This is a genomic window from Allosediminivita pacifica, from assembly GCF_003054175.1.
Classification (GTDB): Bacteria; Pseudomonadota; Alphaproteobacteria; order Rhodobacterales; family Rhodobacteraceae; genus Allosediminivita; species Allosediminivita pacifica.
In genome coordinates, this window is record NZ_QBKN01000030.1 from 20,849 (window position 1) to 33,975 (window position 13,127).

Consider the following 13,127-nt stretch of genomic DNA (forward strand, 5'->3'; position numbering starts at 1 on the left):
GAAGGAGGCATTCCAGATGTCTGAACCGAAATTGGGCGTTCATTCCGAAGTCGGCACATTGCGGCAGGTGATCGTATCGCCCCCCGGCCTGGCGCATCGCCGCCTGACGCCGGACAATCGCGAGGATCTGCTGTTCGACGATGTGTTCTGGGTCAAGCAGGCGATCAAGGATCACGCCGTCTTTGCCGATATCATGCGCGGCGAAGGGGTCGAGGTGTTGGATGCGATGGCGCTGCTGAGCGAGACGCTGGACATTTCCGACGCGCGCGCCTGGGTTCTCGACCACCGTATTACCCGCAATGACGTGGGCGTCGGGATGCGGGATGATCTGCGCGGCTGGATGGAAGCCCTGCCCGGAACCGATCTTGCGAGATTTCTTGTGGGCGGTATCAGGGTGGACGATCTGCCATTCACGCCTTCCGGCATGTTTGGCAGCTACCTTGGCCTGCATGGTTTCGTGCTGCCGCCGCTGCCGAACTTCATCTTTACCCGTGACAATTCGGCTTGGGTCTATGGCGGCGTCAGCCTGAATCCAATGCATTTCGCCGCGCGGCGGCCCGAAACGCTGCTGATGGCGGCGGTCTATCGGTTTCACCCGACGTTCGCGGGGCAGGCGCGGGTCTGGTTCGGCGATCCGGCGCGGGAATTCGGAACGGCAACGCTCGAAGGTGGGGACATCATGCCGATCGGCCATGGCGTCGTCATGGTCGGCATGGGCGAACGCTCGACCCCTCAGGCGGTGGGCCAGCTGGCTGAGGCGTTGTTCGAGGGTGGCGACGTGACGCGCGTCATCGCCTGCCAGATGCCAAGTTCGCGCGCAGCGATGCATCTGGACACCGTTTTCACCCATTGCGGCGGCGATGTAGTGACCACGTTCAAGGAGGTGGCGGATGCCATTACCTGCTATGACCTGCGCCCTGGTGCCGGCAAGGCGGCGCTCGATATCCGTCACGACGCCCGCCACCTGTTCGAGATCACGGCGGAGATCCTAGGCTACAAGAAACTGCATCTGGTGCCCACCGGCGGGGCCGACGCGGCCGAGCAATCGCGCGAACAGTGGAACGACGGCAACAACGTGCTGGCGCTGCGCCCCGGCGTCGTCATCGGCTATGACCGCAACGACGATACCAACGCCGCACTCAAGGAGGCCGGGATCGAGGTGCTGGCCATCCCCGGCGCCGAACTGGGCCGCGGCCGCGGCGGCAGCCACTGCATGAGTTGCCCGACGATCCGCGACGCCATCTGAACCCTTCGACGACAAGGAAACCCCATGTCCTACAACCTTAGAAACCGCCATTTCCTGACGCTGCGCGAATTCACCCCGCAGGAAATCGGCTTTCTGCTGAAGCTTTCCGCCGACCTGAAGACGGCCAAATATGCGGGCACCGAAGTCCCGCGCCTGACCGGCAAGGAGATCGCGTTGATCTTCGAAAAGGACAGCACCCGCACCCGCGTCGGGTTCGAGGTGGCCGCCCATGACCAGGGCGCGCATGTCAGTTACCTCGGCCCCTCCGGTTCGCATCTGGGCAAGAAGGAAACGGTCAAGGATACCGCCCGCGTGCTGGGCCGGGTCTATGACGCGATCGAGTACCGCGGCTTCGGCCAGCCCATTGTCGAGACATTGGCGAAATACGCGGGCGTGCCCGTCTATAACGGCCTGACGGACGAATTCCACCCGACGCAGATCCTTGCCGATTTCCTGACCATGCAGGAACACTCCGACAAGCCGCTGCGCCAGATCTCTTACGCTTTCCTGGGTGATGCCCATAACAACATGGGCGACAGCCTGCTGATAGGAGGGGCCAAGATGGGCATGGATGTGCGTCTGTGTGCGCCTGAAGCCTGCTGGCCGACGCAGGCGATCCGCGACGAGGCGCAGGCCATTGCAGAGGAGACCGGTGCGCGGATCACGATCACCGAGGATATCGACGCCGCCGTCAAGGGAGTCGACTTCATATATACCGATGTGTGGGTGTCGATGGGCGAGTCCAAGGACAAATGGGAGGACCGCATCAAGCTGCTCTTGCCCTATCAGGTCAATGCGGAGGTCATGGCAAAGACCGGCAATCCGCGCACCAGGTTCATGCACTGCCTGCCCGCATTCCATAACGCCGATACCGAAACCGGCGCCGAGATCGCCGAGCTTTTCGGCATCACCGCGATGGAGGTGACGGAAGAGGTGTTCGAAAGCCCGGCCTCGATCGTGTTCGATCAGGCCGAGAACCGGCTGCACACGATCAAGGCGGTACTCGTCGCCACGCTGGGATCTTAGCGCCATGCTGGTTGTCGCAGCCTTGGGGGGCAATGCCCTGTTGCGCAGGGGAGAGCCGCTGACCGCCGAGGCGCAGCGGACCAACGTCGCCGGTGCGGCAGATGCGCTGGCGCAGATCATCCGCGCCGGACACAAGCTGGTCATCACCCACGGCAATGGCCCGCAGATCGGCCTGCTTGCGCTGCAGGGCGCGGCCTACAAGCCCGACGAGTCGTTTCCCCTCGACGTGCTGGGCGCCGAGACCGATGGCATGATCGGCTACATGATCGAACAGGCGCTCGAAAATGCACTCGGTCACGACCGCGCGGTCGCCACGCTTTTGACCCAGATCGAGGTCGATCCCAGGGATCCTGCCTTTGACCGTCCGACCAAGTTCATCGGACCGGTCTATGACAAGGCGGAAGCCGAGCGGCTTGCTGAAGCGCGCGGCTGGAGCATTGCCGCCGATGGTGCGCATTGGCGGCGCGTGGTGCCTTCGCCGATGCCCAGTGACATTCCCGACCTGAAGGTGTTGCAACTGCTGCTCAGTCATGACGTCACGCTGATCTGCGCCGGCGGCGGCGGCATTCCGGTCGTGCGGCGGCCGGACGGTTCGTTGATTGGAATCGAGGCGGTGATCGACAAGGATCACGCCACCGCTCTGCTGGCGCACAAGCTCGGTGCTGACGCGTTGCTGCTGTTGACTGATGTGGCGGCCGTGTTCCGCGATTTCGGCACTGATACACAGGCGGCGATAAGGCAAATGTCACCCGAGGACGCAGCGCGTCTTGACCTGCCCGACGGGTCGATGGCACCGAAGGTGGCAGCCGCCGCGACATTCGTCTCGGGGCGCGACCGCTTCGCCTCCGTGGGCCGCCTCGAGGATGCGCTTGCCATGCTGGAGGGCCGCGCAGGGACGATGATTGCAAACACCTGAAACCAAGGAGGACGAACCATGAAACGTCTGAAAGATAAAGTCGCCCTGATCACCGGGGGCGCGGCGGGTATCGGTCTGGAAACCGCCCGGCTCTTCTTGAGTGAGGGCGCCAGGGTCACGCTTGTGGACCTCCACGATGACGACCTGTCGGATGCTGCGCGGGATCTGGGCAGTCCGGACGGCCTGCTGACAATCGCAGCCGACGTCTCCTCGGTCGAGGATTGCAAGAGATACGTCGCGCAGACCCTCGAGACGTTCGGCCGCATCGACGTGTTCTTCAACAATGCCGGAATCGAAGGCAAGGTCGCGCCGCTGGCCGACCAGAAGATCGAGGATTTCGACCGCGTGATGGCGGTCAATGTGCGCGGCGCGTTTCTTGGGTTGCAGCATGTCCTGCCGGTGATGACTGGGCAGAAATGCGGCAGCGTGATCAACATGTCGTCGATTGCGGGCCTCAAGGGCAGCCCGAACGTCGCACCTTACATCACGTCGAAACATGCCGTCGTCGGTTTGACGCGCGCCGCCGCGATAGAGGTCGCAAGGCACAACGTGCGCGTCAACTCCGTGCATCCCTCGCCGGTCAACACGCGGATGATGCGGTCGCTGGAGGAAGGGTTCAATCCCGGCCGTGGCGACGAGGTGAAGCAACAGCTTGCCGAAACGATCCCGCTGGGTCGATACGGCGAAAGCCTCGACATCGCCAATCTGGTCCTGTTCCTCGCTTCCGATGATTCCGCATTCATCACCGGAGCGCAATATCCCGTCGACGGGGGCATGGCGGCTGGCTGATCGGTCCTGCCCGCAAAGGTCTGGATCCTGTTGCTGGGGGCTGTCAGGTCGCCGTAAATGTCCCGACCTCAAGCGCCGCGTTCGTGCGCGCAATCGATACCGATCCGTCGCGCTCGGCTTCCGTCAGGGCGCGGATCGCGTCGATGGTTTCGGGGATCACGATGGCCTGGTTATCGACCATGTAGGCATAGAACAGCTCGTCGCCCTCGACCTTCAGCATGTCTTCCCACAGGGCCACCTCGTAGAGGCTGTCGTTGGGGCGTCCGAAGTCCGCCATCATCTCCTTGACCGCGTTAAGGGCGCCCAGCCCGTCCGCCATCCGGATCAACGCGATGCGGGAGGAGGCGCGGAACGCTTCCAGCACCTCGTCCTTGGAGGCCTTGCGCGGCATCCTGACCGACCAGTAGTGCAGATGGGCAAGGGTCTGCGGCACCTTCACGGCCATCGTGATCACATCGAGATCGGGGTCGACGCTTTGTGCATCCGGGCCCTGATGGCTGGGAATCTCGGGTTCGGGGACAAGCGTGTTCATGATTCCGCCCAGATGGCTTTCCCACGGGTCTGTGGCGCGCCGCAGAAGCGTTCCGCGCGCTGAGCCCAAAAGCCCTGCATCTTTCAGCGCTGTGAGGGTGCGGACGATCGAGGTCGTGTTGCAGGACACGACGCGGGTACTGTCCCGCCCAATCGTGCTTGCATAGTTCGCTTCGGCGACGAAGGAATGGCCGGTCACTTCGTGCTTTTCGCCGCCATGAACGATGAACCGGATACCTCTTTCGCGGTAGGTTTCGACGTTGCGCACGGCGACTTTTTTCGGTGTGCAGTCCACCACGATGTCGGCAGAGGCGAGCAGGTCGTCGAGCCCTCCGGTCACGACGAGACCGCCTGCGCGCATGGCCGGGGCGCGATCCGGATCGGCCGCGTAAAGCGCGAAGCCCTTCGAGATCGCCATGCGGGCCCGCCAGTCGGCGACGACATCCGCCACGCCGACCAACTCCATGTCCTTCTGTACGGCAACCGCGTCTGCCACCCGTTTGCCGATCACGCCGTATCCGTTCACGGCCACTCTGATCTGTTTTTCGTCTGTCATGATGCTCTCCCAGTGTTTGTATCGGGCGGTATATTCCCGGCGATCTGACATGCCTCGGTTTCGGCGATGTAATTCCGGGTCAGCGGAACGGTCTCGCGCTGCTTGGCAAGCTGGATCTGGAAGACCATCAACCGTCCATTCCGGAACGCCGTTTCGCAGACAGCCAGGTAGAACTCCCACATGCGGCAGAACCGTTCGTCGTAGAGCGTTCGCGCGGTCTCACGTTCTGCGGCGAAGCGTTCGGACCAGTGGCGCAGTGTTTCGGCGTAATGCAAGCGCAGGACCTCGACATCCGTGACCCACATCCCCGACCGCTCTGCTGCCGCGATGGTTTCGGACAGAGTTGGCAGATAGCCGCCGGGGAAGATGTACTTCCGGATCCACGGATCGCTGCCACCTTTGGGCGCCTTCGTGCCGATTGCGTGCAACAAGCCCACGCCATCGGCCTTGAGAACCCGCTGGAGCGTTCCGAAAAACGCATCGAACCCGCTGCGGCCCACATGCTCGAACATGCCAACCGACACAACGCGGTCATACTGGCCCCGCTCTTGACGGTAGTCGCGCCGTTCGAAGGCGACCCGATCCGACAAGCCGGATCGCGCGGCACGGTCGCGGGCGGCGGCGATCTGTTCGGTCGAGAGGCTCAGGCCCGTGACCCGGGCCGCGTGTTTCTGAGCAAGCTCCATCGCCAGCCCGCCCCAGCCCGAGCCGATATCGAGAACCTCCAGCCCGGGCCGCAGCAGCAGCTTTGCCGCGATATGCCTTTTCTTGAGGGCCTGGGCCTCGTCGAGGGTTTCGTCGCCAGTCGCGAAGTAGGCGCAGGAGTATTGCCGGTCCGCATCGAGAAAGAGGTCATAGAGTTCGGTCGAAATGTCGTAGTGATGTGCCACGTTCGCATGGGACCGGCTGATCGGATTGTGATGTAGCCTGCGCGCCATGAACGCGTCCAGCAAGCCGATCAAGCGCATGCCGGGCAACGCGTCGATGGTATCCATGTCGGACGTGCAAATCGAGAGAAGGTCGCGCAGGCTGCCCGCCTCGATGCGCAGCGTCCCGTCCATATAGGCCTCGCCAAGCGCGAGGCTGGGGTTCGCAAGCAGTTTCGCAGGCAGCGCCCTGTCGGTCAAACGCGCAGAAACGGCGGGTTCGCCGCCGGGACCAAAATGCCACGTCTCGCCGCAGGGATCGTAAATGGTGAGGCGTCCGTTTTGAACGAGGCGGCGCAGCGCTTTGGCGAGCAGCCACATGGCCGCGCGTCCCGGCGAGAAACGTCCTGGCGCAAATCGGCCGCCGTATTGTTCGAAGCGTTCGTCATGAGAGGTTTCGCTATTGGACATGATCGCTTGCTCCGTCTCACTTTTCGTCCAAAGGCGGCGTCAACGGCCGCTTTCAGGTAAAACAGACGGAAGACGACAAGGTTCATTACAGAGCGACGGCTGCCGACCCGGTGCCCGGCGCTGGACTGGTGTGTGCAGGCGAAACATTTGGAAGACGGATCGGCGTGTCCTCGCTGATGGATTACAGACTGCGATCCTGAATTGCGGACACGCGGTGAGAGAAGGCCAGCGCATCTCGACTCAGTCCGTCGTTTTAGCTCCGGCGTCGTCCTTCAGCGCCTGAAAACGCGCGCGGACCTTTTCTACGGCGTCGCAATCGCAATCGAGAAAGCCATGTACCGGGCAGGTCAGGCACATCTGTTCCAACCTTGTCTTCAATGCCTGCCGGCCCCGGTGAAGACGGACCGTGAGGTTGTGCAAGGTGATGCCGAGGTCTTTGGCGACAGCCTCGCGCGGCTGCTCCTGAAGATCGACGCGCCAGATTACTTCGGCGTATTCCGGCTTCAGGGTCGGCAACAGCTTGTATAGGCAATTGCATATCGTCTCGTCGAGTTCTTCGTCGAACCCGTCTTGGAAGCTGTCCAGGTCGGTTGGGGCCATCACCACCTCCCTCTGACGCTGCCGCGCAACCTTGCGACCGTAATCCGCAATCGACGACGCCAGGATCTGACTGAGCCAGCCGCGAACGGCGCGCACATCGCGTAGTTGCTCCGAGCGGTCTATGGCCCGCAGCATGAACGTTTGCAGGACATCCTCGGCGGCGTCCGCATCGCCCAGCCGTCGAAGCAGGAAACGCAGGATATGCTGACGGCCTTCCACCAGCGCACGACGCACAGCGGCATCCGCGACCTTGGCGGCTGTATCGCGCAGATATTCTACGGAAGAGCGGTGTTTGCGGTCCTCATTCATAATGCACCTCTGCAGAGTAAGACGCCGAAGCACCGGAAACGTTACAGCGTCAGGGTGTTTCGCTTGCTTCGATTGTTTGCGGTTCTGTCATGGCTTGCGCCGGGTCTCGAAGGATCGGAGGCTCGGCCAGCGCCCTCTGGCCTTTCCGGTGTAGGATCTAGGCGGGCGCAACGTCTTTTTACTTCGCCCCTGAGTTGGCACATCGGAAATTTTCTGCAATTCCTGCCGCTTCTGATCCAGATAAGGAAATTCGATGTCGCCGACCGTCATATCCAAGATCGTTCTGGCCATGTTCCTGTGGGCGGCGTGCTTTCCGCTGATCACCGCGGGGCTGCAATACGCGCCGCATCTGACCTTTGCGACGATGCGGGCGGTTTTGGCAGGCGCGGCTCTGGTGGGGTTGGCCATGATCTTGCGTCGGCCATTTCCGCGCGGCGGGCGCATCTGGGTGACACTGGCTGTCGTCGGCCTTGGGGCGACCAGCCTGGGGTTTGTGGGCATGTTTCATGCGGCCGAGTTTGTGTCTCCCGGCCTCGCCACCGTCATCGCCAACACGCAGCCCCTGCTTGCGGCGATGCTTGGCGTCGCGTGGCTTGGCGAGCACCTGCCGAGGATCGGCTGGATCGGCCTGTCGGTCGGCTTCGCGGGTGTCCTCGTGATCGCCCTGCCGCAACTGCTGGAGGGGGGGCAGGACGGCTCGGCCATCGGCTTTGCCTATATCGTTCTGGCGGCGGTCGGCGTGACCATCAGCAACGTGGCGATCAAGTCCATCGCGGACAAGGTGGACGGGCTTTTCGGAATGGGGATGCAACTGCTCATCGGCAGCGTGCCATTGGCCATCGCGGCCTTCGCAATGGAAGATCCGACCGCGGTTCAATGGAACGCGGCCTTCACGTTATCCTTGCTGGGGTTGGCCCTTTTCGGCTCGGCGCTGGTGTATTGGGTCTGGTTCTCGGTCTTGGAGGAGGTCGAGCTGAACCGGGCGATCGTGTTCAGCTTTCTGGTCCCGATCTTCGGTCTTACGATTGGCGCACTGTTCTTCGGGGAACGTCTGTCCGGCATTCAGTTTTCCGGTATTGCGCTGGTCATTTTGGGGATCGTGTTCGTCAATCTCAAGGGCAGACCACAAGGGTAGTCGTACCGCGCCGAAGGGAAACCTGACGCCGGCAGGATGCAGTGCGACATCCTGGCCATCCCGTCACCGCCGAAAGCCACCTTGCCGCAGGCGGACAGAAACCCCATGTCTTTCAGAGCGGCGCGACGGGCTGCAACGCATTTGATCCATGTCAACGCCCGCCCGCATTGAAACTGCAAGATGCAACAGTCAGACCATCGTTGCATGACAGCGCAAGATACGCGGAAAGGGCAGGGACATCATGGCATCGCAAGACAGTCGCAAGCGGGAGGTGCCCGACACTTCGCCGGAACGCGCGCTGTTGGACGGGCGCGGCGCGTTCATGGGGTTCCTGGTCAAACGGCTCGGCAACCGCGCGGATGCCGAGGATGTGTTGCAAGAGTTCTGCATCCGGGTGCTGACCCGCAAGGATCAGCTCCGCGATGTCGACCGGATGGATGCGTGGCTCTACACGATACTGCGCTCCACCCTGAACGACCACTACCGCAAGGGAACCCGGCGCAACCGTCTGGCGGCAGCGGCGGCGCGCGAACCCGAAGACTGGATCGCCGATGCGCCCAGCCAGATGGCGCGGTTATGCACCTGCCATGAGGGGCTGATTTCCGAACTGCGCCCGGTGGAGTCCGAACTGATCCGGCGCATAGATTTCGGCGAGGAGGATCGAGAGACCGCGGCGGCCGATCTCGGATTAACGCGCAACGCCCTCGGTGTCCGGCTTCACAGGGCGCGCACTGCCCTGCGCGAGGCGCTGACGGCGCATTGCGGCTCATGCTGCCGGGAGGACCGCGAGGATTGCTCCTGCCCGCCCGAAGGCTGCGCCAGCGTCGAACACGAAACCGATTGCGAAGACGTGGGACAGGCACACTGATCGCCCTGCCGGCGGATCTGTAACGATTTCCATCTTCCGGCGTCTTCTTCTGTGACCAAGCCCGAAGGCTCAACCACAGGAGTCGCCTAGCCATGCCACGCAAGAAGATGGATCGGAAATCAGGGGAAACCCGTCACCCATCATCCGACGACGATGATCTTCGCATCTTGTTCTCGCGGATGACCTGTGCCTGTGCCGAGACCTGCGGGCACGCGAACGCCCCGATGGCGCGGGCGTTGTTCAACCGGGTCGAAATGATGAACCAGCCTCCGCCACTCGCGGCGCGCGCATTGGGCATCGAGCCCGGCGATGCGTCCTATCTGCTGACCGGTCTGCGCGAGGATGTCGCAGAAGATCTCGTGCTTGTGATGCTCGCTGGAAGACCTTCCGGCACAGACCCCCAGCCAAAAGGAAACCGAACATGAACAAGAGCCTGCGCCCTACGGTGGAGACGCCCGAACACGCCCCTGCACCCGTCGCTGGCGGTGCGGGCACGGGCGCGCAGACACCCTATGCCCAGGACGCCTTGGAACGCTGGGTGCTGTTCCTCGATACGCTGCGCGAACGCGCCGACAACATGATCGCGCATGAGCGGCAGGGCATGCCGCCGCTGCTGGACTTCGACTACGAACTTCTGCTCGATGCGCGCAATTTCGACCGGCCAGCCAACTACGCGCTGCTCAGGATCACGCGGGTCGGCGACGATTGCTGGGACGATTGCGTTGACGAGGCGAAGCCGCCGGTGATCATCATTGATCCGCGCGCCGGGCACGGGCCGGGCATCGGCGGGTTCAAGCGCGACAGCGAGGTCGGGATGGCGATGCACGAGGGCCATCCGGTCTATTTCGTGATCTTCTTTCCAGAGCCCATGCCGGGTCAGACGCTGGCCGACGTTCACTATGCACTGCGCGATTTCGTCTCGGAGGTCGCGCGCCGTCACTCGGATACAGCTCCCGTGCTTTACGGCAATTGCCAGGCCGGTTGGGCGGCCACGCTGCTGGCGGCGGATTGCGAGGGTCTGACCGGGCCCGTGGTGCTGAACGGCTCGCCGCTCAGCTATTGGTCGGGCGAGGCGGCAAGCAGCCCGATGCGGATGATGGGCGCGCTGACGGGCGGGGCATGGGCCGCGCACATGATCTCCGATCTGGGCGACGGTCGTTTCGACGGGGCATGGCTGGCGCAAAACTTCGAAAACCTGCAACCCGAGAAAGCCATCTGGGACAAATACGCGACCCTCTTTGCCCGAGCCGACACCGAGCGTGAGAGGTTCCTCGAATTCGAGCGCTGGTGGAATGGCTACTATACGCTCAGCCGCGAGGAAATCCTCGGCATCACGCAGAACCTGTTCATCGGCAACCGGCTGGAGCAGGGCGAGATGCAACTGGACGCGCATTGCACCGTTGACCTCAAGCGGATCAGCAATCCGCTGATCATCTTTGCCTCGGAGGGCGACAACATCACCCCGCCCGAACAGGCAATGGGGTGGATCGCCAAGCTCTATCCCGACACCGATGCGCTCAAGGCAGCCGGGCAGCGCATCGTCTACATGACGCACGGCCATGTCGGCCACCTTGGCATCTTTGTCTCGGGGTCCGTCGCTCGGATTCAGCATCGGGCGATCCTGGAAAGCCTGGACGAGGTCGACGCGCTGGCACCGGGGCTTTACGAGATGGTGATCGACAATCCGTCGGGCGACCCGGACTGCGAGAGCGGCGATTTTGCGGTGCGGTTCGAGCCGCGCGAGGTCGAAGATCTGGGCATTGCGTCGGACGATGCGGCCTTGGAACAGGTGGCGCAGATATCGCGGATCAACGAGGCGGCCTATTCGACTTTCGTGAGCCCGTGGCTGCGGGCCGCGACCAGCCCGGCCAGCGCCGAGGCGCTGCGCGCCCTGCATCCCATGCGGTGGACCAGGACGATGTTTTCCGGACGGGTGAACCCATGGATGGCGCTGGTCAAATCCACCGCCGAGACGCTGCGCGAGACGCGCGACCCTTTGCCGGGAAACCACCCCGCGATTGTAACCGAACGCGCGCTGTCGGCGCGCACCGGCGAGGTTCTGGGCGCATGGCGCAAGGGGCGCGATGCATGGATCACCCATGTCTTCGGCGTGATGTTCGGCACTTTCCCCATCATCACCTCACCTGCACGGGCGAACCATCCGGACGCCGCATCAAACAAGGAGTGACCGAATATGGAATGGCTTTCTGAGAACTGGGTCTTGGTTCTCCTCTTCGGCGGAATGGCCGCGATGCACCTTTTCGGGCTCGGTCATGGCGGACACAAAGATGGCAAGACGAGCAGAAGTCATAGTGCGTATGAGAAGAAGACGGCCGCGTCTTCCGATACCAAGGCAGCATCCGAAGATGCCTGACTTCGACGACTGCTGCGATCCTGCGGAACTGCTTGATCTGTCCGGCCGGAAGGGCCTGGTCGTCGGCATCGCGAATGATCGCAGCCTTGCCTGGCCCGCCGCCCTGCATTTCCGTCAAGCGGGTGCTGAACTTGCCGTCACCTATGTCGATGAGCGCACCAAACCTTATGTGGCGCCATTGGCGGCACGGCTCGAAGCGCCGATCCTGCTGCCCTGCGATGTGAACGCACCGCATGAACTCGACGGTGTTTTTGATGCCATCACCGAACGCTGGGGAAAGCTGGACTTTATCCTTCATGCCGTGGGCAGCGTGCCGCCCGGCGACCTTCATGGCCGCCTGACCGACTGTTCGGCTGAAGGATTCACCGAAGCGATGGATGTTTCGGTCCATTCGCTGATCCGAATGGCCCGTCTGGCCGAACCCCTGATGAGAGGCGGCGGCAGTCTCATCACGCTGAGTTATCTCGGCGGGGAACGCGTCGTGGAGAGTTACAACGTGATGGGGCCGGTCAAGGCGGCTCTCGAAGCTACGGTGCGCTATCTGGCGCACGAACTCGGGCCATCGAACATCCGCGTCAACGCCATTTCGGCAGGGCCGGTGATGACCCGCGCGGCGTCGGGGTTGACCGGCTTTGCCGGGCTTCTGGACGCAACCGCGCGTGCCGCGCCCCTGCGGCGAAACATCGAGGCCGACGAGGTGGGCCGAGCCGCCCTGCTGTTCGCCAGCGACTATACCGGCGGCATCACGGGCGAGGTGCTGCATGTCGATGCGGGTGTTCACGTCGAAAGCCCTGTCGCCGCAGCGGAGATGAACTCTAAATCGGAGGAATCATGATGCGCCAGACCAATGACGAAACCAATCAATTACCCGCAACAGAGCGCCGCGATTTCCTTTATTATGCAACGGCCTCTACCGGCGCGATTGCCGCAGGCGCGGCGGTTTGGCCGTTGATCAATTCGATGAACCCCTCAGCGGATGTGACCGCGTCCGGCACGGTCAGGGTCGATCTTGCCGGTGTCGAACCGGGCCAACGCATTACGGTGAAGTGGCAGGGGCGCCCGGTCTTCGCCTGGCGCAGGTCTCCAGCGGCAATCGAGGCTGCACGTGCCGTCGATCTCGACGAGCTTCCCGATCCTGTTGATGAAACGGACGAGAATCCCAATCTAAGTGGCGAAGAGCCGGCACTGGATGAAAACCGCGCGGCGGGGGAGGATGGTGAATGGCTGATCGTCATCGGGGTCTGCACGCATCTGGGCTGTATTCCCCTGGGCCAGGATGGGTCGGCGGTGGGCGAATTCGGCGGGTGGTTCTGCCCGTGCCACGGGTCGCATTACGATACGTCGGGTCGGATACGGAAAGGGCCGGCACCGCGCAACCTCGACATCCCGCCCTACACGCTGGGCGAAGACCTGCAACTCGTCATCGGCACCTGACCGAAG

General features: G+C 62.9%; 14 protein-coding genes. 11 read left to right on the forward strand and 3 right to left on the reverse strand.

Going from position 1 to position 13,127, the window contains the following annotated elements; all coding sequences use genetic code 11:
• Window positions 1-67: 67 nt before the first annotated feature.
• Genes C8N44_RS18950 through C8N44_RS18965 form a run of 4 tightly spaced genes read left to right on the forward strand, consistent with a single transcriptional unit; the run spans window position 68 to window position 3,977 of the window.
• Window positions 68-1,246: an arginine deiminase gene (locus tag C8N44_RS18950; protein WP_244641130.1), complete on the forward strand. Its 1,179-nt coding sequence runs from the start codon at window positions 68-70 to the stop codon at window positions 1,244-1,246.
• Between the two features lie 24 nt (window positions 1,247-1,270).
• Window positions 1,271-2,272, forward strand: coding sequence for an ornithine carbamoyltransferase (argF, locus tag C8N44_RS18955; protein ID WP_107978338.1), 1,002 nt, complete (start codon window positions 1,271-1,273; stop codon window positions 2,270-2,272).
• A 4-nt stretch (window positions 2,273-2,276) separates the two neighbouring features.
• Complete coding sequence (gene arcC / locus C8N44_RS18960; protein WP_093037220.1) at window positions 2,277-3,188, forward strand: carbamate kinase; 912 nt, start codon at window positions 2,277-2,279, stop codon at window positions 3,186-3,188.
• Between the two features lie 18 nt (window positions 3,189-3,206).
• Window positions 3,207-3,977, forward strand: coding sequence for an SDR family NAD(P)-dependent oxidoreductase (locus C8N44_RS18965; protein ID WP_107978339.1), 771 nt, complete (start codon window positions 3,207-3,209; stop codon window positions 3,975-3,977).
• A gap of 43 nt (window positions 3,978-4,020) precedes the next feature.
• Here C8N44_RS18965 and C8N44_RS18970 read toward each other — a convergent pair whose 3' ends face one another.
• The 3 genes from C8N44_RS18970 to C8N44_RS18980 all read right to left on the reverse strand — a co-directional run bounded on the left by C8N44_RS18970 (window position 4,021) and on the right by C8N44_RS18980 (window position 7,310).
• Window positions 4,021-5,064, reverse strand: coding sequence for a type II glyceraldehyde-3-phosphate dehydrogenase (locus C8N44_RS18970; protein WP_107978340.1), 1,044 nt, complete (start codon window positions 5,062-5,064; stop codon window positions 4,021-4,023).
• Window positions 5,061-6,401 carry an SAM-dependent methyltransferase gene (locus C8N44_RS18975; RefSeq protein ID WP_107978341.1) on the reverse strand — a complete coding sequence of 447 codons (1,341 nt, stop codon included), beginning with the start codon at window positions 6,399-6,401 and terminating at the stop codon, window positions 5,061-5,063. The genes C8N44_RS18970 and C8N44_RS18975 overlap by 4 nt, the downstream gene beginning before the upstream one ends.
• 240 nt (window positions 6,402-6,641) lie before the next feature.
• Window positions 6,642-7,310, reverse strand: a complete 669-nt coding sequence (locus C8N44_RS18980; RefSeq protein WP_107978342.1) for an RNA polymerase sigma factor — start codon at window positions 7,308-7,310, stop codon at window positions 6,642-6,644.
• A gap of 253 nt (window positions 7,311-7,563) precedes the next feature.
• Between C8N44_RS18980 and C8N44_RS18985 the strand changes: the two genes are divergently transcribed.
• The 7 genes from C8N44_RS18985 (at window position 7,564) to petA (ending at window position 13,121) form a co-directional block, all read left to right on the forward strand.
• Complete coding sequence (locus C8N44_RS18985) at window positions 7,564-8,445, forward strand: DMT family transporter (RefSeq protein ID WP_107978343.1); 882 nt, start codon at window positions 7,564-7,566, stop codon at window positions 8,443-8,445.
• A gap of 241 nt (window positions 8,446-8,686) precedes the next feature.
• Complete coding sequence (locus C8N44_RS18990) at window positions 8,687-9,313, forward strand: RNA polymerase sigma factor (protein WP_107978344.1); 627 nt, start codon at window positions 8,687-8,689, stop codon at window positions 9,311-9,313.
• Window positions 9,314-9,405: 92 nt separating this feature from the next.
• Window positions 9,406-9,738 carry a hypothetical protein gene (locus C8N44_RS18995; protein WP_107978345.1) on the forward strand — a complete coding sequence of 111 codons (333 nt, stop codon included), beginning with the start codon at window positions 9,406-9,408 and terminating at the stop codon, window positions 9,736-9,738.
• Window positions 9,735-11,501, forward strand: a complete 1,767-nt coding sequence (locus C8N44_RS19000; RefSeq protein WP_107978346.1) for a DUF3141 domain-containing protein — start codon at window positions 9,735-9,737, stop codon at window positions 11,499-11,501. The genes C8N44_RS18995 and C8N44_RS19000 overlap by 4 nt, the downstream gene beginning before the upstream one ends.
• A gap of 6 nt (window positions 11,502-11,507) precedes the next feature.
• Complete coding sequence (locus C8N44_RS19005) at window positions 11,508-11,687, forward strand: hypothetical protein (RefSeq protein WP_093037238.1); 180 nt, start codon at window positions 11,508-11,510, stop codon at window positions 11,685-11,687.
• Window positions 11,680-12,522, forward strand: coding sequence for an enoyl-ACP reductase FabI (fabI, locus tag C8N44_RS19010; RefSeq protein WP_107978347.1), 843 nt, complete (start codon window positions 11,680-11,682; stop codon window positions 12,520-12,522). Before C8N44_RS19005 ends, fabI begins: the two co-directional genes overlap by 8 nt.
• Window positions 12,519-13,121: a ubiquinol-cytochrome c reductase iron-sulfur subunit gene (petA, locus tag C8N44_RS19015; protein ID WP_107978348.1), complete on the forward strand. Its 603-nt coding sequence runs from the start codon at window positions 12,519-12,521 to the stop codon at window positions 13,119-13,121. The genes fabI and petA overlap by 4 nt, the downstream gene beginning before the upstream one ends.
• Window positions 13,122-13,127 lie beyond the last annotated feature (6 nt).